We start from the raw sequence: 19,094 nt of genomic DNA, 5'->3' as shown, positions 1-19,094 counted from the left end.
GTTCGACCCCGAGCCATGCTCAATACGCTGCGCAAGATCGTCCAGGAAGTTAACTCCGCCAAGGATCTCAAGGCGGCGTTGGGGATTATTGTGTTGCGCGTCAAGGAAGCCATGGGCAGCCAGGTCTGCTCGGTTTACCTGCTGGACCCCGAGACCAACCGTTTTGTGCTGATGGCCACCGAGGGCCTGAACAAGCGCTCCATCGGCAAGGTCAGCATGGCGCCCAATGAAGGTCTGGTGGGCCTGGTGGGGACGCGTGAAGAACCCCTGAATCTCGAACATGCAGCCGATCACCCGCGTTACCGCTACTTTGCCGAAACCGGCGAAGAGCGTTACGCCTCGTTCCTCGGCGCACCGATCATTCACCACCGCCGCGTTGTGGGCGTGTTGGTCATCCAGCAAAAAGAGCGCCGTCAGTTCGACGAAGGTGAAGAAGCCTTCCTGGTGACGATGAGTGCGCAATTGGCCGGGGTTATCGCCCACGCCGAGGCGACGGGCTCGATTCGCGGCCTGGGGCGTGAAGGCAAGGGCATCCAGGAAGCCAAGTTCGTCGGCGTGCCGGGCTCGCCGGGCGCTGCGGTTGGTACGGCGGTGGTCATGTTGCCGCCGGCGGACCTGGATGTGGTGCCGGACAAGACCGTCAAAGACATCGACGCCGAAATCAAACTGTTCAAGACCGCCCTGGAAGGCGTGCGCGCCGACATGCGCAACCTCTCGACCAAGTTGGCGACCCAGCTGCGGCCCGAAGAGCGCGCGCTGTTCGACGTGTACCAGATGATGCTCGACGACGCGTCCCTGGGTAATGAAGTCAAGACTGTGATCAAGACCGGCCAGTGGGCCCAGGGCGCGCTGCGCCAGGTGGTCACCGATCACGTCAACCGTTTCGAATTGATGGACGACGCCTACCTGCGCGAGCGTGCTTCGGATGTGCGTGACCTCGGTCGCCGTCTGCTGGCCTACCTGCAGGAAGACCGCACCACCAACCTGGTCTACCCCGACAACACTATCCTGATCAGTGAAGAACTGACCGCCACCATGCTCGGCGAAGTGCCGGAGGGCAAACTGGTGGGCCTGGTCTCGGTACTCGGTTCGGGTAACTCCCACGTCGCGATCCTGGCCCGTGCCATGGGTATCCCGACGGTGATGGGCCTGGTGGACCTGCCGTATTCCAAAGTCGATGGCATCGACATGATCGTCGATGGCCATCGTGGCGAAGTGTTTACCAACCCCAGCGACATACTGCGCAAGCAATACGCCGAGGTGGTTGAAGAAGAGAAACAGCTGGCGCTGGGCCTCGATTCGTTGCGTGAACTGCCGTGCGTGACCCTCGACGGCCATCGTGTGCCGTTGCTGGTCAACACCGGCTTGCTGGCGGACGTCGCCCGTGCGCAACAACGCGGCGCCGAAGGGGTGGGCCTGTACCGCACCGAAGTGCCGTTCATGATCAACCAGCGTTTCCCAAGTGAGAAGGAGCAGCTGGCGATTTATCGCGAGCAACTGCAGGCCTTCCACCCGCTACCGGTGACCATGCGCAGCCTGGACATCGGCGGCGACAAGTCACTGTCGTATTTCCCGATCAAGGAAGACAACCCCTTCCTTGGCTGGCGCGGCATTCGCGTCACGCTCGACCATCCTGAAATTTTCCTCGTACAAACCCGCGCCATGCTCAAGGCCAGCGAAGGCCTGAATAACCTGCGCATCCTGCTGCCGATGATTTCCGGCACCCATGAGCTGGAAGAGGCGCTGCACCTGATTCACCGTGCGTGGGGCGAAGTGCGCGATGAAGGCGCCGACGTACCGATGCCGCCGATTGGCGTGATGATCGAAATCCCGGCGGCGGTGTACCAGGCTAAAGAGCTGGCGCGGCAGGTGGATTTCCTTTCGGTGGGTTCCAACGACCTGACCCAATACCTGCTGGCCGTGGACCGTAACAACCCACGGGTGGCCGACCTCTACGACTACCTGCACCCGGCGGTGCTGCAGGCCTTGCAACACGTGGTGCGCGACGCCCATGCCGAAGGCAAGCCGGTGAGCATCTGCGGTGAAATGGCCGGCGACCCCGCGGCGGCGGTGCTGTTGATGGCGATGGGCTTTGACAGCCTGTCGATGAACGCTACCAACTTGCCGAAGGTGAAGTGGATGCTGCGTCAGGTCGAACTGAGCATGGCCAAGGATCTGCTGGCAGAGCTGATGACCATCGATAACCCGCAAGTTATCCACAGCTCGCTGCAACTGGCGCTGAAGAACCTGGGGCTGACGCGGATGATCAACCCGGGCTCCGCGAAGAGCCTCTGACTTCAGATGGTGGGCTTTTGTAGTGAGCGGGCTTGCCCCGCGCTGGGCTGCGAAGCAGCCCTAATACAATCACCGCATGCTTTCAGATAGAGCCGGTTAGCTGGTTTTGGGGCGGCTTCGCCACCCAGCGCGGGGCAAGCCCGCTCACTACAAGCTGAGTTCTACCTCGCCAAGTCGCCCACCATGCGGCCCAAAACTGCGCTCCACCATCCGCCGCGACCCATCTGCATTCACAATCAACGCCGTACTCGCCCGCGTGCCGTAACTCGGGCTGGCAATAAACACGCTCGACAACAAACTCTCAGTCGCCAAGCCCACCCCGGTATCCGGCAAATCCGCAAACGGCGCCGTCTGCGGATCACTCAAAATATCCAACAACGCCTCAGGCTGCGGGTCCTCCAGCATCTCGCTCAACGCCGCTTTGGCCTTGATCAGCTTGGGCCACGGCGTGTCCAGCCCGGCATTGGACAACCCATACACCCCGGCCTCCAAACGCGTCGGCTCAGTGTGATTAGCGTTGTAGTGCCACAACTCATTGCGCGTACCCACCAGCAGGTTAAACCCGGCATATTCAATCGATCGACCGTTAACATCGGCCAGATACGCTTCAATCGGCAACGAACCACTGAGAAACCGCGCCACTAACTCCCCGCGCGACTTACGTGCCGGCGGCTGGTGCGGGTCGCGGATATTGGTCAAGGCGGCAAAGCGCCCGTCGGCATTCACCCCCAGCCAGGTACCGCCTGCTTCCTGATCGCGGCCGGCGAAGACTTCGGGCACGTCCGGCCATTGGGCCAGCGGCAGGCTGGGGCGGGCGTAGAACTCATCACGGTTGGCCGCGACGATCAGCGGTTGGGCGTGGCCCGGCCGCCAGGCGAAAACAATCAGGCACATCAGGCGATTCCCTTTTGTGTTTTTTGCCACTCTACCGGCAGCAACGCAGGCGTTCCATCGTATCCAGTTGGGTTGCATGCCTTCCATCCGTTAACATGCCGGACTTGGTCTGGGGGCTCCCATGGAATTTCTGCTGTATTTGCTGCTCGGCGCCTGTGCGGGCGTGCTCGCCGGGCTGTTTGGCGTGGGCGGCGGGATTATCATCGTGCCGGTGCTGGTGTTCAGCTTCACCTTGCAGGGCTTTGATCCGCAAGTGCTGACCCACCTGGCCGTGGGCACTTCCCTGGCGACGATCATCTTTACCTCGGTGAATGCCGTGCGTGAGCACCATCGGCGTGGCGCGGTGCGTTGGCCGATCTTTGTGTGGATGACCGTGGGTATCCTGATCGGCGCAGGCTTTGGTGCACTGACCGCCGAGGCGATTTCCGGCCCCCACCTGCAAAAGATCATCGGCGTGTTTGCCTTGTTGGTGGCCGTGCAACTGGCCCTGGAGGTCAAGCCCAAGGCCAACCGAACGGTGCCGGGCAAGGTTGGCCTGACCATCGCCGGCACATTTATCGGCTGGGCTTCGGCGATTTTCGGGATTGGCGGCGGCTCGCTGACCGTACCGTTCCTGACCTGGCGCAGCGTGCCGATGCAGCAGGCTGTGGCCACTTCATCGGCTTGTGGCCTGCCGATTGCGCTGGCCAGTGCATTAAGTTTCATGATTCTGGGCTGGCATGACCCGCTGTTGCCCGCTCATAGTCTAGGGTTCGTGTATTTGCCGGCACTGTTGGGCATTGCCCTGACCAGTATGGTGTTCGCCCGTTTCGGCGCACGCCTGGCGCATCGGTTGTCGCCGCGTTTGCTCAAGCGGTTGTTCGCCGGGCTGCTGTTCTGTGTCGGTTTAAACTTTTTGTTGTAATGCAGGCTTAATCGCGCCCGGGCATGGTCCGGGCGCTATAACGAATGATTTAACGAGGAGTCGCAATGCTGCCTTACCCGCAGATCGACCCGGTGGCCTTGGCTATCGGTCCGCTGAAAATCCACTGGTACGGGTTGATGTACCTGATCGGCATCGGCGGTGCCTGGTTTCTGGCTTCCCGACGCCTGAACCGTTTCGATCCGACCTGGACCAAGGAGAAGCTCTCCGACCTGATCTTCTGGTTGTCGATGGGCGTTATCGTCGGCGGGCGCCTGGGGTATGTGCTGTTCTACGACCTCTCCGCGTACATCGCCAACCCGACGCTGATTTTCGAGGTGTGGAAGGGCGGCATGGCGTTCCACGGTGGGTTTATCGGCGTGATGATCGCCGCCTGGTGGTTTGGCCGGCGTAACGGCAAGTCGTTCTTCCAACTGATGGACTTCATCGCACCGATGGTGCCGATCGGCCTGGGCGCTGGGCGTATCGGTAACTTCATCAATGCCGAACTCTGGGGCAAGCCGACCGACCTGCCGTGGGCGATGGTGTTCCCGCCGTTCAGCGACCCGGCGCAATTGCCGCGCCACCCGTCGCAGCTCTACCAGTTCGCGTTGGAAGGCGTGGCACTGTTCCTTATCCTGTACCTCTTCTCGCGCAAGCCGCGCCCGACCATGGCCGTGTCCGGCATGTTCGCGTTGTTCTACGGGATCTTCCGATTCATCGTCGAGTTCGTGCGCGTGCCGGATGCGCAATTGGGCTACCTGGCGTTCGGTTGGGTGACCATGGGGCAGATCCTTAGCCTGCCAATGATCCTGGGCGGCCTGGGCTTGCTGTGGTGGGCCTACAACCGCCCGCAGCCTTTGAAGAACACCGCGCTTTAAATTCGAATGCCGAGGCCTGCAAGGTCTCGGCTTCAACGATACGGGTAAACAAATGAAGCAATATCTCGAACTACTGAACGACGTCATGACCAATGGATTGACCAAGGGCGATCGCACCGGCACCGGCACCAAGGCCGTGTTTGCCCGTCAGTATCGGCATAACTTGGCCGACGGCTTCCCGCTGCTGACCACCAAGAAGCTTCACTTCAAAAGCATCGCCAACGAGCTGATCTGGATGTTGAGTGGCAACACCAACATCAAGTGGCTCAACGAAAACGGCGTAAAGATCTGGGACGAATGGGCGACCGAAGAAGGTGACCTGGGCCCGGTGTACGGCGAGCAGTGGACCGCCTGGCCGACCAAGGATGGCGGCACGATCAACCAGATCGACTACATGGTCCACACGCTCAAGAACAACCCGAACAGCCGCCGCATCCTGTTCCACGGCTGGAACGTCGAGTACCTGCCGGACGAGACCAAGAGCCCGCAGGAAAACGCGCGCAATGGCAAACAAGCCTTGCCGCCGTGCCACCTGCTGTACCAGGCATTCGTGCACGACGGTCACCTGTCGATGCAGTTGTATATCCGCAGTTCCGACGTATTCCTCGGCTTGCCGTACAACACCGCCGCGCTGGCATTGCTGACCCATATGCTGGCCCAGCAATGCGACCTGATCCCCCACGAGATCATCGTCACCACCGGCGACACTCACGCGTACAGCAACCATATGGAGCAGATCAAGACCCAACTGGCGCGCACGCCGAAGAAGCTGCCGGAACTGGTGATCAAGCGTAAGCCTGCGTCGATCTATGACTACAAGTTCGAAGACTTCGAGATCGTGGGCTACGACGCCGACCCAAGCATCAAGGCCGACGTCGCGATCTAAAGATTATCTCGATCAAATGTGGGAGCGGGCTTGCTCGCGAAAGCTGTACATCAGATACACATTCAGTTACTGACACACCGCCTTCGCGAGCAAGCCCGCTCCCACATTTGGTCCGTGCTCACTTGAGTTAATGGCCGTGGCTTCTGCCCACATGTGAGGGCTCAGCCTCGCTCGCCGCCACACTCCCACTGACTTCCAGCCGCTGCAGAATCCCGCATTCCGGCCCGCCGCCACAGCGTTGGCGCAGGTCCAGCAACTGCTCCTGCAATGCCAACAACCCATCAATCCGCGCTTTCACGTGGTGGATATGCTCATCGATCAACGCGTTCACGTTTTCGCACTGGTCTTGGGGGCTGTCGCGTAGCCCAAGCAGGCTGCGGATTTCTTCCAAGGTCATGTCGAGGCTGCGGCAATTGCGGATAAAGATCAGCCGCTCGGTGTGTGCCTGGGTGTACACACGGTAGTTGGCCTCGGTGCGTGCCGGGGGCGGCAACAGGCCTTCCTTCTCGTAATAACGGATGGTTTCAACCGGGCAGTCGGTCAGTTTGGCCAGTTCGCCGATCTTCATTGCGGCAATCTCCAAATGGGTGCTTGACCCTATAGTGGCTACAGGGTCTTTACTTGGCAACAGGCACCTTTATGGACGCGACAGAATGAGCGATTCCCTCCACACCCCGCATAAACACGACCATGACCACGATCATGGCCCGAAAAAACTCACGCCTGTGCATGATCATGGCCACGGAGGCTCTTGCTGTTCCGGCACCCCAGCCCCTGCGCGGGTGCAACTGAGCGAAGCGCCCACCGCCGGCTCGCGCCTGAGCACTTTTCGCATCGAAGCCATGGACTGCCCCACCGAGCAGACGCTGATCCAGAACAAACTGGGCAAGCTGGCTGGTGTGCAGCAGCTGGAATTCAACCTCATCAATCGCATCCTTGGCGTCACCCACGACCTGCCAAGCACTGCGCCGATCATCGACGCGATCAAATCCATCGGCATGCAGGCTGACCCCATCGAGGAAGGCACTCCGGCCGCCGCGCCGCCCGCCAAGAAACCCTGGTGGCCGCTGGCGTTGTCCGGTGTGGGCGCGTTGGGCGCCGAAGTGCTGCACTTCACCAATGCCGCGCCCACGTGGGTGATCGCGGTGGTGGCGCTGATCTCGATTCTCAGCGGCGGCCTCACCACCTATAAAAAGGGCTGGATTGCCCTGAAAAACCTCAACCTGAACATCAATGCCCTGATGAGCATCGCGGTGACCGGCGCGATCCTGATCGGCCAATGGCCGGAAGCGGCGATGGTGATGTTCCTGTTCACCGTGGCCGAGTTGATCGAAGCCAAGTCCCTGGACAGAGCGCGCAACGCCATCAGTGGCTTGATGCAGATGACACCAGAGCAGGCCACGGTGCAGCAGGTTGATGGATCATGGGCTGAAAAAGAGGTCAAAAGCATTGATCTGGGTGCAATCGTGCGGGTAAAGCCCGGCGAGCGCATCGGCCTGGACGGTGAAGTCACTGCCGGCCAATCGACGATTGACCAGGCGTCGATCACTGGCGAAAGCCTGCCGATTGAAAAGGCCGTGGGCGATAAAGTCTTCGCCGGCACCATCAACCAGGCCGGCTCCCTGGAATACAAAGTCACCGCAGCGGCTAACAACTCCACTTTGGCGCGTATCATTCACGCGGTGGAACAGGCCCAAGGCGCACGGGCACCGACCCAGCGTTTCGTCGACCGCTTCTCGAAGATCTACACCCCGGCCGTGTTCCTGTTCGCGCTGGGCGTAGCGGTGATTCCGCCGCTGTTCATGGCCGGCGTGTGGTTCGACTGGATCTACCGCGCCCTGGTCCTGCTGGTGGTTGCGTGCCCCTGTGCCTTGGTGATTTCCACGCCTGTGACCATCGTCAGTGGCCTGGCGGCGGCGGCGCGCAAAGGCATCCTGATCAAGGGCGGCGTGTACCTGGAGGGTGGTTACAAGCTCGACTACCTGGCCCTCGACAAGACCGGCACCATCACCCACGGCAAACCGGTGCAAACCGATTACTTGGCGCTCTTCCCCAACATCGAAGACAGCGCACCGGCGCTGGCCGCCAGTTTGGCCGGGCGTTCCGATCACCCGGTGTCGCTGGCGATTGCCAACGCGGCTGTGGATAAAAACCTGCCGATGCACGTTGTGGATAACTTCGAAGCCTTGGCCGGGCGTGGCGTGCGTGGCGATATCAACGGCGAAACCTACCACCTGGGCAACCACCGCCTGGTAGAAGACCTGGGCCTGTGCTCACCGGAGCTGGAAGAGAAACTCTTCGCCCTGGAAAAACAGGGCAAGTCCGTGGTGCTGCTGCTCGACAAGTCCGGCCCGCTGGCGCTGTTCGCCGTCGCCGACACGGTCAAGGACAGCAGCCGTGAAGCGATCCAGCAGTTGCATGACCTGGGCATCAAAACCCTGATGCTCACCGGCGACAACACCCACACCGCCCAGGCGATTGCTGCCCAGGTCGGCATCGACCAGGCCCAGGGCGACCTGTTGCCTACGGATAAGCTGCAAGCCATTGAAGCCCTGTATGGCCAAGGGTTCCGCGTGGGCATGGTCGGCGACGGTATCAACGATGCGCCAGCCCTGGCCCGCGCCGAGATCGGTTTTGCCATGGCTGCAGCCGGCACCGACACGGCCATTGAGACCGCCGATGTGGCGCTGATGGACGATGATTTGCGCAAGATTCCGGCATTCATTCGTCTGTCGCGGCAAACGTCGAGTATCCTCAAGCAGAACATCGCCCTGGCGCTGGTGATCAAGGCGATCTTCCTCGCGGTCACTTTCCTGGGCATGGCCACCATGTGGATGGCGGTGTTCGCCGACATGGGCGTGAGCCTGCTGGTGGTGTTCAACGGCCTGCGCCTGTTGCGCAAATAATTGAGGTGAGGGTGGTGTGCTGAGTGCCGAGTTGAAGGCTTTTTTCATGGTCGCCCGCCTGGGCAGTATTACCCAGGCGGCGAAGAAACTCGGCCTGAGCCAACCCACCGTTACCACCCAGATCCGCAATCTTGAAAGCCAATACGGTGTTGAGCTGTTCTACCGGGGCGGCCGTCGCCTCACTGTCAGCGACGAAGGTGCGCGCCTGCTGCCGATGGTCAAGGCGCTGTTGCAGCAGGAAGCGGACATCGAGTTTTTCCTGCGCAACAGTGGCCAGGTCCAGGGTGCGCTGAGGATCGCCGCGACGGCGCCGTATTACATCCTCGACCTGGTCAAAGCCTTTCGCGAACGCCTGCCGCAGGTGGAGGTGTCGGTGGAAATCGGCAACTCCCAGCAGGTGCTTGAAGCGCTGGACGATTACCGCGTTGATGTCGCTGCGTCGTCGCAGCTGCTGGAAGACCCGCGCCTTATTCGCCGCGTGCTGGGCACCGACCCTTTGGTGCTGGCGGTGCATCGCAATCATCCACTGGCCAAGCTCGATCATGTACCGCTCACTGCGTTGGCCGGGCATACCTTGTTGATGCGTGAAGCCGGCTCCACCACGCGGCGCCTGACCGAAGAAATGCTACAGGGCGCAAGCGTAAGTTACGGCCCGCTGTTGGAAATCGGCAGCCGGGAATCGATTCGCGAGGCGGTGCTGCGCAATATTGGCATCAGCATCATTGCCCGCCAGGAAGTGCCGCATGATCCGCAGTTGCGGGTGTTGACCATCGAGAATGCGCCGCAGATCCCGGAGTATTTGTACTGCCTCAAGGAGCGCAAAGGCGCGCGGCTGCCGGCGGCGTTTCTGGGGTTGGCGCAGGAAATGTCACCGATTTAAGGTTGTGTGGTGGCCTTTGAATCGCCATCGCAGGCAAGCCAGCTCCCACAGTTGAATGTGTTCACCGATCAACACTGTGGGAGCCGGGCTTGCCCGCGATGAGCATGGGTATCTACATATCTAGAGCGAGCCTCTGCGTAGCAGCTGTCGAGCCTTGGCGAGGCTGCGTCAGCGGTGTGTCAGACAGACCGCAAACGCAGCCTCGCCAAGGCTCGACAGCTGCTACGCGATATCACATTTAGAATGTGTAGATACCCATGCCGCGATGAGGCCTGCCCAGGCAGCCCATCTCCATCAGTCCTACACAAATCCACGAATACCACTATCACTGCCTTTTGCCTTCCTGCCACACCAGCGACGCATTGCCTGCCTAGCATGGCCTTCATCAGTTTGATGAGGTGCCTCCATGAACACAGCCCTGACCCAACCCGGCGCGCCAATGAAGGTGCGCGGTATCCAGAAACGCTTCGGCGCTTTTACCGCGCTGGATAACGTCTCCCTGGACGTCGCCGCTGGCGAGCTGGTGTGCCTGCTGGGCCCGTCCGGCTGCGGCAAGACCACCTTGTTACGTTGCATCGCTGGCCTGGAGCGCCAGGACAGCGGCGAACTTTACCTGGGCAGCCGCGATGTTTCCCTGCTGCCACCCCAGGCGCGGGACTACGGCATTCTGTTCCAGTCCTACGCGCTGTTTCCCAACCTGACTGTCGAAGCGAATATCGGCTACGGCCTCGCCGGCAGCGGCCGCGATGAAGTGCGCAAGCGCGTCGGGCAGATGCTCGAACTGGTCGGCCTGGTCGGCAGTGAAAAGAAATACCCGGGCCAACTCTCCGGCGGCCAGCAGCAACGCGTTGCGCTCGCCCGGGCATTGGCGCCGGCGCCCTCATTGCTGTTGCTGGACGAACCGATGTCGGCCCTCGACGCCCGCGTGCGCGAACATCTGTGCACCGAGCTGCGCCAACTGCAACGCCGCCTGGGCATCACCACGCTGATGGTCACCCACAACCAGGACGAAGCCATGCTGATGGCCGACCGCATCGCGGTGATGAACAACGGCAAGGTCGAGCAATACGCCACGCCCCAGGAGATCTATGACCGCCCGGCCACCCCGTTCGTGGCGGAGTTTGTCGGTCAGGGCAACTGGCTGCCGTTCAGTCGCAACAGTGCCAGCCACGCGCAGGTCGGCGGGATGAACATGCGCTTGGCCGACGATGCTGGCATCGCCAAGTCCGGCCGTCTGTTTTGCCGCCCGGAAGCGATCAGCGTCAACCCGCCGGTGCATGAAGAAAACCTGTTCCCGGCCAAGGTCCGCGAGATCACCTTTCTCGGCAACCGCTGCCGCATGAGCTTTGAACTGGAGCAATTGCCCGGCCATCCGCTGCTGGCCGAAGTGGCTCCGGAAGCCATGCCGCGCCTGGGCGCCCAGGATATCTGGGTCGCCCTGCCGCCGCGCAGCCTGCAGGTGTTTGCCTGAGATGGCTGCTGTCATGACATTGCCTGAGCCGCGTCAGGTCTCCCGCGCCGAGCTGGGCGATCGCATTTTCGTGGTCGGCGGCAAACTGATTTGGCTTTTATTGCTGGGTATTGCCGTACTGCTGCCATTGCTGGCGATCTTCTGGCGCGGTTTCAGCAGCGAAGCCGGGCAGGGCGGCGGCCTGGTGGCGGCGCGGGAACTGCTCACCAGTGACAACTTCCACTGGCTGCTGGGCAATAGCTTGAAAGTTTCCCTCAGCGTCGGGGCCATCGTCGTACCGCTGGCCTACCTGTTTGCCTACGCATTGCAGCGTACGTTGATTCCCGGCAAGGCGATCTGGCGCGGCATGTCGCTGCTGCCACTGATGGCGCCGTCGATGTTGCCGGGCATTGCGCTGGTGTATCTGTTCGGCAACCAGGGCATGTTGCGCGGGCTGCTCTCGGACAATATCTACGGCTTCTGGGGCATTGTGCTGGGCGAGGTGATCTACACCTTCCCACATGCCTTGATGATTCTGCTGTCGGCGCTGTCCTTGGCGGATGCGCGGCTGTTTGATGCGGCCTCGAGCATGGGGGCCAGCCCGGCCCGGGCGTTCCGCAGCATTACCTGGCCGGCCACACGCCAGGCGGTGTTCGCTGCGTTCTGTCTGGTGTTCACCTTGACCATCACCGACTTCGGCGTGCCCGTCGTGGTCGGCGGCGATTATCAGGTGCTGGCCCTGGAAGCCTACAAGGCTGTGGTTGGCCAACAACAGTTCGGCCGCGGTGCGCTGATCGGCATGGTGTTGCTGCTGCCAGCACTGTTCAGCTTTGGTGTGGATGCCTGGCTACGCCGTCGCCACGGCGATTCCATGAGCGGTCGTGCCCAAGTCTTCCAACCGTTGCCATCGCGCCCAAGAGATGGCTGCTACCTGGCCATCGTGCTGCTGATCTGCGCCGTGTTGCTGCTGGTATTCGGCATGGCAGTGTATTCCTCGCTGGTGAAGTTCTGGCCGTACAACCTGTCGCTGTCGCTCAATCACTACCAGTTCGAAGATACCGCCGGCGGCGGCTGGCTGGCCTATCGCAACAGCCTGACCATGGCGCTGTGCACCGCGTTGATCGGCAGCGTGCTGATCTTCACGGGCGCGTATTTGATGGAAAAGACCAAGGGCCAGAAGGGCCTGAACCTGGCGCTGCGCATGCTCAGCTTTGTGCCGATGGCGGTGCCTGGGCTGGTGCTGGGCCTTGGCTACGTGTTCTTTTTCAACCTTAACGGCAACCCGCTGCATGTGTTCTACGGGACCATGACCCTGCTGGTGGTGTGCACCATTGCTCACTATTTGACCACCGCGCAAATGACCGCGACCACGGCGTTGCGCCAGCTCGACGCCGAATTCGAAGCCGCTGCGTTGTCGCTCAAGGCGCCGTTGTACCGCCATTACTTGAACGTCACGGTGCCGATCTGCCTGCCGGCGCTGCTGGACATCGTGCGCTACCTGTTTGTGTCGGCGATGACCACCGTGTCCGCCGCGATCTTCCTCTACAGCCCCGACACCATCCTTGCCGCCGTTGCCGTGTTGAACATGGACGACGCCGGCAACGTGGGCGGTGCGGCGGCCATGTCGACCCTGATCCTGTTCACGTCGGCCGGCGTCTCGCTGCTGCTGGCGTGGGCCTCACGTGGCGCGTTGCGCCGGTCCCAAGCCTGGCGCCAGACCGCGCCCGGCCAATAAACATCCCTGAAGGAGGTGCTCCATGTTCAAGCCCCTGGCGCTGGTCGCTGCCGTACTGACCGCATTCAGTCTGAATGCCTTCGCCAAAACCGAGCTGACGGTGTACACGGCCCTCGAAGCCGAGCAGTTGAAGACCTACAAAAAAGCCTTCGAACAGGCCAACCCGGACATTGAAATCAAGTGGGTGCGTGATTCCACCGGGATCATCACCGCCAAGCTGTTGGCCGAGAAAGACCGCCCGCAAGCCGATGTGGTCTGGGGCCTGGCCGCGTCGAGCCTGGCGATCCTCGATCAGCAGGGCATGCTGGATAACTACGCGCCCAAGGACCTGGACAAGATTGGCAAAAACTACCGCGACGCTGCCAACCCACCAGCCTGGGTCGGTATGGATGTGTGGGCCGCGACCATCTGCTTCAACACCGTCGAAGCCGAGAAACAGGGCCTGACCAAGCCGGTGAGCTGGCAGGACCTGACCAAGCCTGAATACAAGGGCAAGATCGTCATGCCCAACCCGGCCTCGTCCGGCACCGGTTTCCTGGACGTGAGCGCCTGGCTGCAAACCTTCGGCGAGAAACAGGGCTGGCAGTACATGGACGACCTGCACCAGAACATCGGCCAGTACGTTCACTCCGGCTCCAAGCCGTGCAAGTTGGCGGCGTCGGGTGAGTTCCCGATCGGGATTTCGTTCGAGTACCCGGCCGTACAACTGAAACGCCAGGGTGCGCCGCTGGATATCATCCTGCCCAAAGAAGGCCTGGGCTGGGACATTGAAGCCACCGCCGTGCTCAAGGGCTCTGCCCATGCCGACGCGGCGAAAAAACTCGCCGACTTCTCGGCCAGCCCTGCTGCCATGGACCTGTACAAGGACAACTTCGCCGTCCTTGCCCAGCCGGGAATTGCCAAGCCGCAGACTGAATTGCCGGCCGATTACGAGCAGCGCCTGATCAAGAACGACTTTGCCTGGGCCTCGAAAAACCGCGACAGCATTTTGGCTGAGTGGCGCAAGCGCTATGACGGCAAGTCGGAGAAGGTGGCGGGTCAGTAATATTTTCGTTTGGGCTGATGGCCTCTTCGCGGGCAAGCCCGCTCCCACATTTGAAGGTGTTCGCAAGTCAACGTGTGGGAGCTGGCTTGCCTGCGATAGCGGTCTCGAATTCAGGACATCATTCAATGACACACCACAGCGACCTGCTGATTATCGGTGCCGGCATCCTCGGCCTGTCTCACGCCTATGCTGCCGCCAAGCGCGGCCTCAAGGTCAAAGTCTTCGAACGTAGCGCCACACCATTGGGCGCCTCGGTGCGCAACTTCGGCCAAGCCCTGGTCACCGGCCAACCGCCGGGACCGATGCTCGACCTGGCGCGGGAAAGCCGAGACATCTGGGGGCATTGGGCCCAGGTAGCCGGGCTGCAACTCAAGCGCAACGGTTCGTACCTGTTCGCTCGCACCGAAGCCGAGGAGCATCTGCTGGAAGCGTTCTGCGCCGGTCGTGCAAAACAATACGGCTACAACGTCGAACTGCTGCAAGGTTCAGCAATGCGGGATCTGTACGGCGGCCAGTTCCGCCATCACCGCGCCGCGCTGCATGGCAAGGACGATCAGCAACTGTATTCCCGCGAAGCGATCCCGGCGCTGATCAACTACCTGGCGCAGGAACTGAACGTGGATTTTTACTTTTCCACCTTGGTGCGCGACGTCGAACCGGGCCAGTTGCACAGCACGGCGGGCAGCTTTCGTGGCGAGCAGATCATTGTCTGTTCCGGTCACGACTACCAAACCTTGCTGGCCGAAGCGATGGCCGAACTCAACCCGAGTATCTGCCGCCTGCAAATGCTGCGCGCGCGGCCAGCCGTGAATCTGAACCTGCAACACGCGTTGCTCACCGGCCTGAGTTGCGTGCACTACGGCGCATTCGCCGATCTGCCGGAAGCCGCGCCGGTACAGGCGCAGATCCTGCGTGAAGCACCGCACCTGCATGAACACGGGATTCACCTGCTGATCAGCCCGACGCCTCACGGCGAGCTGATCATCGGCGACTCCCATGACTACGGCAGCGATGCTTCGCCGTTCAATGCCGAGCAGGTCGATGACTGGATGATCGAACTGGCTGAGCAGACCCTGGGCTGCAAGATCCAGGTGCTGGAACGCTGGCAGGGTGTGTACGGCTCGCGGGGGCCGGCGCCGTTCTCGTTCCTGCGCGCGGCGCCTGGAGTGAGTGCGGCATTGATGCACACCGGTGTCGGCATGAGCGTGGGGCCGGCGATGGCCGAGCGAAATATCACTGCATTGTGGGGCGCGGCGTGATGAGCCCGGAGCAGGCGATAGCCGAAGTGTTCGGCCTGTACGAGGCGCACGGCACGGCGGATTACATCGGCGAGCCGGTGTCGCAGATCGAACACATGTCCCAGGCCGCGCAACTGGCCATGGCCGAAGGCTTTGATGACGAAGTGGTACTGGCGGCGTTTTTCCATGACATCGGCCATCTCTGCGGCAGGGGCGACGCGAACATGGGCGGTTATGGCGTGGTCAGCCATGAGCGGCTGGGGGCGGATTATCTGCGCCGTGCAGGGTTCAGCGAACGCATGACCAGGTTGGTGGAGTATCACGTGCAGGCCAAGCGCTACCTGACCTTCAGCCAGCCGGGCTATTACGCCCGCCTGAGCGACGCAAGCCGCCGTACGTTGGCTTACCAGGGCGGGGTGATGAACGCCGAAGAGGCCGTGGCTTTCGAACAGGATCCGCTGTGCGCGGTGAGCTTGCGTATGCGTTATTGGGATGAGCAGGCCAAGAAAATCCATGTGCCGGTGCTCGACCTTGAAGTGCTCAAGGCCAAGGCGCGCAAGTTACTGATGCCGCGTCGCGATTTCTGACAGTGTGCTGTGGTGTTGTTACCTGTGCCGGTCGATGGGGGTGATTTAAGTTCTTGTCTCATCCCTTTATTGAGACAGGCGTATGCGTTATTTAAAAGCGATCGCTCAGGACCGTAGCGGAAACTGCAGGGCCGATACGGTCATATTGCATTTTTATGAGAGCCATGAAGGCGGGCCGGATGAGTTAAGTCACGAGGCCTTGGCCGTTGATATGAACGCCGATGGTGTTATTGATATGCAGTGCGCGGGAGACATCAACCGTGATGGGCGGTGCAACATTCGGGATAAGCAATTACTGAAGGAGTTTGCGAATACGTTCTTGAAGCTTAACTGGTTTAACCAGGGTGAAAGTGCTCAACGGAGTTTGTCTGTGTATGTTGATCATTACGGTAAGACCAGCTCACCGAACGCCGTAAAACTGGAGTTTCACGATGTGCTGGGCGCTATCCGCAAGCAAAGCCTGGCTTACAGTGCAGCCGCTTATGACGCTGATGGGAATGGGGTGCTTGAGTCATTCACCAACAGTGATGTCGATAGAAATGGTGTCGCAGACAAAGCGGACAAAGAGTGGGTTCGGGCGCTTGCCACTTCTTTCCTGGCCATGCTGTGGTACGAGCAATTACCCCTTGGCGCAAATCAGAGCTGCGTGGCCAAGCTTTCTACCAGGTCCTGACGCTCGGCCTGACTGAGTTTGGCGTGGGGGTTAAGAGAAGACCATTGCGGATGCGCGCGAGCCTTGTGCAGCGCGTCAGGCAGCTTGCCTTCGCGCCAGGTTTTGTCCTGGGGCGTGTCGACCTTGATGCTGTGCATAGCCGCATGGCCGCGCAGGTTCAGGGCCTTGAGCAACTGGCGTTGGCGCAGGGCAAGCAAGCGCAGCACGGCGTCGTCGACGGTCAGCTCACGCTGGCCCTTGATCTTGCCCAACAGGCGGCTGCCGTAGCTACGTGCGGTTTGCAGTGCACCACCAGCAATTGCACCGGCCAGTGCGGCGGCGCCCAGCGTTAACCCTCCGACCAGTAAATCCACGCCTGCACCCGCCGCCGCGCCTGCGGCGATCCCGCCGCCGACGCGCACGCCGAGCTGCTTGAGGGTTTCCGGGTTGAACAGGTCATCGCCCCAGCGGCCATCCAGCAGCGGCAAGTCGCTGGCGGCGGCGTCCTGCGGGCGGAAGCCGAACAGCTTGAGCAGCGCTTCCACACACTTCTGCTCACGTTGACGCACGGCTTTGCGCAGGTCGCCGATGGCTTGCGGCTCATCTTCAGTCACCACGCTGCGTCGGCACGCTGCACAGTCGATCAACAGCTCGGCGATCAAGCGGGCAGCACTTTGCTGGCGGGCCTGACGCTGGGCCTCCTGATCAAGAATCAAGCGTTCCAATTGTGGCCGGGCGTTTTCCAGCAGCAGGGCGAGGCTTTCATACAGTCGCCGTTCGCCGTCTTCCGGTGGCGCGACGCTGTCGAAACGCACCAGCGCATGCAGACCGAGGCGGGCCAGGGCTTCACGCCAATCCGGCTCGCGGTGGTCGCTGCTGCTGACAAAGTTGAGCACCGGCAGCAACGGCTTGCCGCAACTGGCCAGTACTTGAAGCTCATCGCGGTACTTGGCCAGCACCGGCTCGCGGGCGTCGATCACATACAGGCCCGCGTCAGACGCCAACAGTTGGCGCAGCACCTTGGCCTCCTGTTCGAAACGCTGGCGGGCTTCGCTGCCCTCCAGGAAGCGCGCCAGCCGGGCCGGGCCGTCGAGGCGTTCGCCGGGGCGATCCAAGCGTTCCAAATAGTCGAGCAGGGCGATGGCATCTTCCAGGCCGGGCGTGTCGTACAGCTCCAGCAAGGCTTCGCCATCCACCGACAAGCGCGCCCCTTCGACATGCCGCGTGGTGCTGGGGCGATGGGAGACTTCGCCGAAGCCGACATCACGGGTCAGCGTACGCAGCAGCGAGGTCTTGCCGACATTGGTGTGGCCCACCACGGCGAGTTTCAGTGGCTTAGTCATGACCGGTCTCCAGCCAGTTCAGCGGCGCGCAGTCGGCGAAGGGCAGTTCAAGTTGTTGCAGTGCGGCGTGCCAATCGCCCAGGCGCTCGGCGTCCAGCGCCTGGCCGGGCGGTGCTTGCAGCAGCCAGACGCGGGTGGCGGTGGCGCTGCGCGCGAGTTCGGCGATCAGCGCGAGGCTGCCACGGTCCGGCGAGCGGCGCGGGTCGCAAGCGATGGCCAGGCGTGCAGGAGGGAAGCGCGTGAGCTGCTCCAGCAGCTTGTTGCGTGATTCGCGGCTGTCGAGAATGCCGGCGTTTTTCACGCTGGCGGGCAGTTTGGGCGGCCAAGTGTGCCGGTCGTCCAGTTCGATGGCGACCAGCAGCGCGCCTTCGCTTTCCAATTCACTGACACCCCCGCTGACGTGGTGCAGTTGTTCCGGCGCTGCGTCGTTGACCCCGAGGCGCTCACTGCTCGGCATGAGGCGTTCGCGCAGCTGGCTGTAGCCGGGCAGGTTGAGGTCCAGGCGCAGGGCGGCGCGCCCGCGTTTCCAGCGCCACAGGCACAGCAGGGCGAGGGCCAAGCGAGGCAGCAGGCCATAGACGAGCAGCACGCCCACCAGCCAGGCGGCCCAGGCTTGGCGGGCGCTTTCGATATTCAGCGCGGAATCGCCGCTGGCGCGGATCATATCGACGGTCGGCACGTTGAAACCCAGCATAGCCGGCAAGGTGCTGAGGGCCTGGGTGACGGCGACGAAGGTGTCGGCGCCAAGAATGGTGGTTTCCCACACGAAGCCGTAACGGCGGGTGGCAAGTAGCGTAAGAAGAATCACCATGGCGCTGAGCAACGCCAACAACCACAGGCTGTTGACCAGCACACCGACCGCCCAGCGATTGAGTTTCTGGCGCTGCAACAGCAGCAACAGCGCTGGTGCCAGCTGTGCAGCCTTGGCGTCACGCGCGAGCTTCTCGCTGAGCCACAGCCACAGGCGCCCAAGACTGGCGCTGTGTTCGCCGGCAAACAGCAGGCCCAGGGCCCAACTGATCAACAGGATGAGGTTCAAACCAAGCAGGCTGCCCAAGGCCCAGAACACATTCACCGGGGTCAGGCCGTTGCCCATTGCCGCAAAGGCAAGGCCGGCGCCACTGATCACGGCGACGATCACCAGCAGCACCAGCGCCAGGCGCGCACCTTGCAGCCAGCGCGTGAGCGCGGCGGTCAGGCCATCACGCTCGGCCAGGTGCAGGGCGCGCTGTTGAATGCGCGTCGGCAAGTCGCCACCGGCCGAGCGGGCCAGGCGGTTGGCTTCCAGGTCTTCCAGCGGGCCGGCGTGTTCTTCACGCAGGCGCACGGTTTCTGTCAGCCAGAGTTTTTGCAGGGGGTTCAGTGCAGTCACGCGCCGTCCTGTTGAGCAAGTGAACGTGG

The 19,094-nt window shown here is 61.8% G+C and carries 16 protein-coding genes; 12 read left to right on the top strand and 4 right to left on the bottom strand.

The annotated features are described in order from the left end of the window. Window positions 1-15: 15 nt before the first annotated feature. Complete coding sequence (gene ptsP / locus HU722_RS28075; protein WP_065891344.1) at window positions 16-2,295, top strand: phosphoenolpyruvate--protein phosphotransferase; 2,280 nt, start codon at window positions 16-18, stop codon at window positions 2,293-2,295. A 147-nt stretch (window positions 2,296-2,442) separates the two neighbouring features. Here ptsP and HU722_RS28070 read toward each other — a convergent pair whose 3' ends face one another. Beyond that, entirely contained in the window at window positions 2,443-3,189 is a 747-nt protein-coding gene (locus tag HU722_RS28070; protein WP_065874393.1) for an NRDE family protein, read from the bottom strand. A gap of 121 nt (window positions 3,190-3,310) precedes the next feature. On the opposite strand from HU722_RS28070, the gene HU722_RS28065 reads away from it, so the two are divergent. From HU722_RS28065 to HU722_RS28055, 3 genes are all read left to right on the top strand, one after another. Beyond that, on the top strand, window positions 3,311-4,093 hold the full coding sequence (locus HU722_RS28065; RefSeq protein ID WP_065874392.1) for a sulfite exporter TauE/SafE family protein: 783 nt from the start codon (window positions 3,311-3,313) through the stop codon (window positions 4,091-4,093). A gap of 65 nt (window positions 4,094-4,158) precedes the next feature. Next, complete coding sequence (gene lgt, locus HU722_RS28060; protein ID WP_065874391.1) at window positions 4,159-4,971, top strand: prolipoprotein diacylglyceryl transferase; 813 nt, start codon at window positions 4,159-4,161, stop codon at window positions 4,969-4,971. Between the two features lie 52 nt (window positions 4,972-5,023). After that, window positions 5,024-5,857, top strand: coding sequence for a thymidylate synthase (locus tag HU722_RS28055; RefSeq protein WP_065891345.1), 834 nt, complete (start codon window positions 5,024-5,026; stop codon window positions 5,855-5,857). Between the two features lie 127 nt (window positions 5,858-5,984). Here HU722_RS28055 and cadR read toward each other — a convergent pair whose 3' ends face one another. After that, on the bottom strand, window positions 5,985-6,425 hold the full coding sequence (gene cadR, locus HU722_RS28050; RefSeq protein ID WP_049711068.1) for a Cd(II)/Pb(II)-responsive transcriptional regulator: 441 nt from the start codon (window positions 6,423-6,425) through the stop codon (window positions 5,985-5,987). Between the two features lie 85 nt (window positions 6,426-6,510). On the opposite strand from cadR, the gene HU722_RS28045 reads away from it, so the two are divergent. The 8 genes from HU722_RS28045 to HU722_RS28010 all read left to right on the top strand — a co-directional run bounded on the left by HU722_RS28045 (window position 6,511) and on the right by HU722_RS28010 (window position 16,371). Continuing rightward, complete coding sequence (locus HU722_RS28045; RefSeq protein ID WP_065891346.1) at window positions 6,511-8,763, top strand: heavy metal translocating P-type ATPase; 2,253 nt, start codon at window positions 6,511-6,513, stop codon at window positions 8,761-8,763. Between the two features lie 16 nt (window positions 8,764-8,779). Beyond that, window positions 8,780-9,643, top strand: a complete 864-nt coding sequence (locus HU722_RS28040) for a LysR family transcriptional regulator (RefSeq protein ID WP_065874388.1) — start codon at window positions 8,780-8,782, stop codon at window positions 9,641-9,643. A gap of 406 nt (window positions 9,644-10,049) precedes the next feature. After that, the gene (locus tag HU722_RS28035) at window positions 10,050-11,114 is read left to right on the top strand and encodes a putative 2-aminoethylphosphonate ABC transporter ATP-binding protein (protein WP_065891347.1); all 1,065 of its coding nucleotides are present in this window, start codon (window positions 10,050-10,052) and stop codon (window positions 11,112-11,114) included. A gap of 1 nt (window position 11,115) precedes the next feature. Next, the gene (locus tag HU722_RS28030) at window positions 11,116-12,828 is read left to right on the top strand and encodes a putative 2-aminoethylphosphonate ABC transporter permease subunit (protein ID WP_065891348.1); all 1,713 of its coding nucleotides are present in this window, start codon (window positions 11,116-11,118) and stop codon (window positions 12,826-12,828) included. Between the two features lie 22 nt (window positions 12,829-12,850). Continuing rightward, window positions 12,851-13,873: a putative 2-aminoethylphosphonate ABC transporter substrate-binding protein gene (locus tag HU722_RS28025; protein WP_049711073.1), complete on the top strand. Its 1,023-nt coding sequence runs from the start codon at window positions 12,851-12,853 to the stop codon at window positions 13,871-13,873. A gap of 125 nt (window positions 13,874-13,998) precedes the next feature. Further along, window positions 13,999-15,132, top strand: coding sequence for a TIGR03364 family FAD-dependent oxidoreductase (locus tag HU722_RS28020; protein ID WP_065874385.1), 1,134 nt, complete (start codon window positions 13,999-14,001; stop codon window positions 15,130-15,132). Further along, window positions 15,132-15,698, top strand: a complete 567-nt coding sequence (locus HU722_RS28015; protein WP_065874384.1) for a phosphonate degradation HD-domain oxygenase — start codon at window positions 15,132-15,134, stop codon at window positions 15,696-15,698. Before HU722_RS28020 ends, HU722_RS28015 begins: the two co-directional genes overlap by 1 nt. Before the next feature lie 82 nt (window positions 15,699-15,780). Continuing rightward, complete coding sequence (locus HU722_RS28010) at window positions 15,781-16,371, top strand: hypothetical protein (protein ID WP_065874383.1); 591 nt, start codon at window positions 15,781-15,783, stop codon at window positions 16,369-16,371. Here HU722_RS28010 and HU722_RS28005 read toward each other — a convergent pair. Then, window positions 16,335-17,693 carry a DUF3482 domain-containing protein gene (locus HU722_RS28005; RefSeq protein WP_065874382.1) on the bottom strand — a complete coding sequence of 453 codons (1,359 nt, stop codon included), beginning with the start codon at window positions 17,691-17,693 and terminating at the stop codon, window positions 16,335-16,337. The genes HU722_RS28010 and HU722_RS28005 overlap by 37 nt on opposite strands. Further along, a complete protein-coding gene (locus tag HU722_RS28000; protein WP_065891349.1) occupies window positions 17,686-19,065 on the bottom strand; it encodes a DUF2868 domain-containing protein in 1,380 nt (459 codons plus the stop codon). The genes HU722_RS28005 and HU722_RS28000 overlap by 8 nt, the downstream gene beginning before the upstream one ends. Window positions 19,066-19,094 lie beyond the last annotated feature (29 nt).

The sequence above is a fragment of the Pseudomonas tritici genome (assembly GCF_014268275.3).
Taxonomy (GTDB): Bacteria; Pseudomonadota; Gammaproteobacteria; order Pseudomonadales; family Pseudomonadaceae; genus Aquipseudomonas; species Aquipseudomonas tritici.
The sequence above is the reverse complement of the archived record's forward strand: the minus strand, read 5'-3'. Positions and strand labels throughout refer to the sequence as shown.

Excerpts from the sequence above, each read along its gene's own strand:
- ptsP (WP_065891344.1), top strand. The coding sequence starts at position 16 with ATGCTCAATACGCTGCGCAAGATCGTCCAGGAAGTTAACTCCGCCAAG.
- HU722_RS28070 (WP_065874393.1), bottom strand. The coding sequence starts at position 3,189 with ATGTGCCTGATTGTTTTCGCCTGGCGGCCGGGCCACGCCCAACCGCTG.
- HU722_RS28065 (WP_065874392.1), top strand. The coding sequence starts at position 3,311 with ATGGAATTTCTGCTGTATTTGCTGCTCGGCGCCTGTGCGGGCGTGCTC.
- lgt (WP_065874391.1), top strand. The coding sequence starts at position 4,159 with ATGCTGCCTTACCCGCAGATCGACCCGGTGGCCTTGGCTATCGGTCCG.
- HU722_RS28055 (WP_065891345.1), top strand. The coding sequence starts at position 5,024 with ATGAAGCAATATCTCGAACTACTGAACGACGTCATGACCAATGGATTG.
- cadR (WP_049711068.1), bottom strand. The coding sequence starts at position 6,425 with ATGAAGATCGGCGAACTGGCCAAACTGACCGACTGCCCGGTTGAAACC.
- HU722_RS28045 (WP_065891346.1), top strand. The coding sequence starts at position 6,511 with ATGAGCGATTCCCTCCACACCCCGCATAAACACGACCATGACCACGAT.
- HU722_RS28035 (WP_065891347.1), top strand. The coding sequence starts at position 10,050 with ATGAACACAGCCCTGACCCAACCCGGCGCGCCAATGAAGGTGCGCGGT.
- HU722_RS28030 (WP_065891348.1), top strand. The coding sequence starts at position 11,116 with ATGGCTGCTGTCATGACATTGCCTGAGCCGCGTCAGGTCTCCCGCGCC.
- HU722_RS28025 (WP_049711073.1), top strand. The coding sequence starts at position 12,851 with ATGTTCAAGCCCCTGGCGCTGGTCGCTGCCGTACTGACCGCATTCAGT.
- HU722_RS28020 (WP_065874385.1), top strand. The coding sequence starts at position 13,999 with ATGACACACCACAGCGACCTGCTGATTATCGGTGCCGGCATCCTCGGC.
- HU722_RS28015 (WP_065874384.1), top strand. The coding sequence starts at position 15,132 with ATGAGCCCGGAGCAGGCGATAGCCGAAGTGTTCGGCCTGTACGAGGCG.
- HU722_RS28010 (WP_065874383.1), top strand. The coding sequence starts at position 15,781 with ATGCGTTATTTAAAAGCGATCGCTCAGGACCGTAGCGGAAACTGCAGG.
- HU722_RS28005 (WP_065874382.1), bottom strand. The coding sequence starts at position 17,693 with ATGACTAAGCCACTGAAACTCGCCGTGGTGGGCCACACCAATGTCGGC.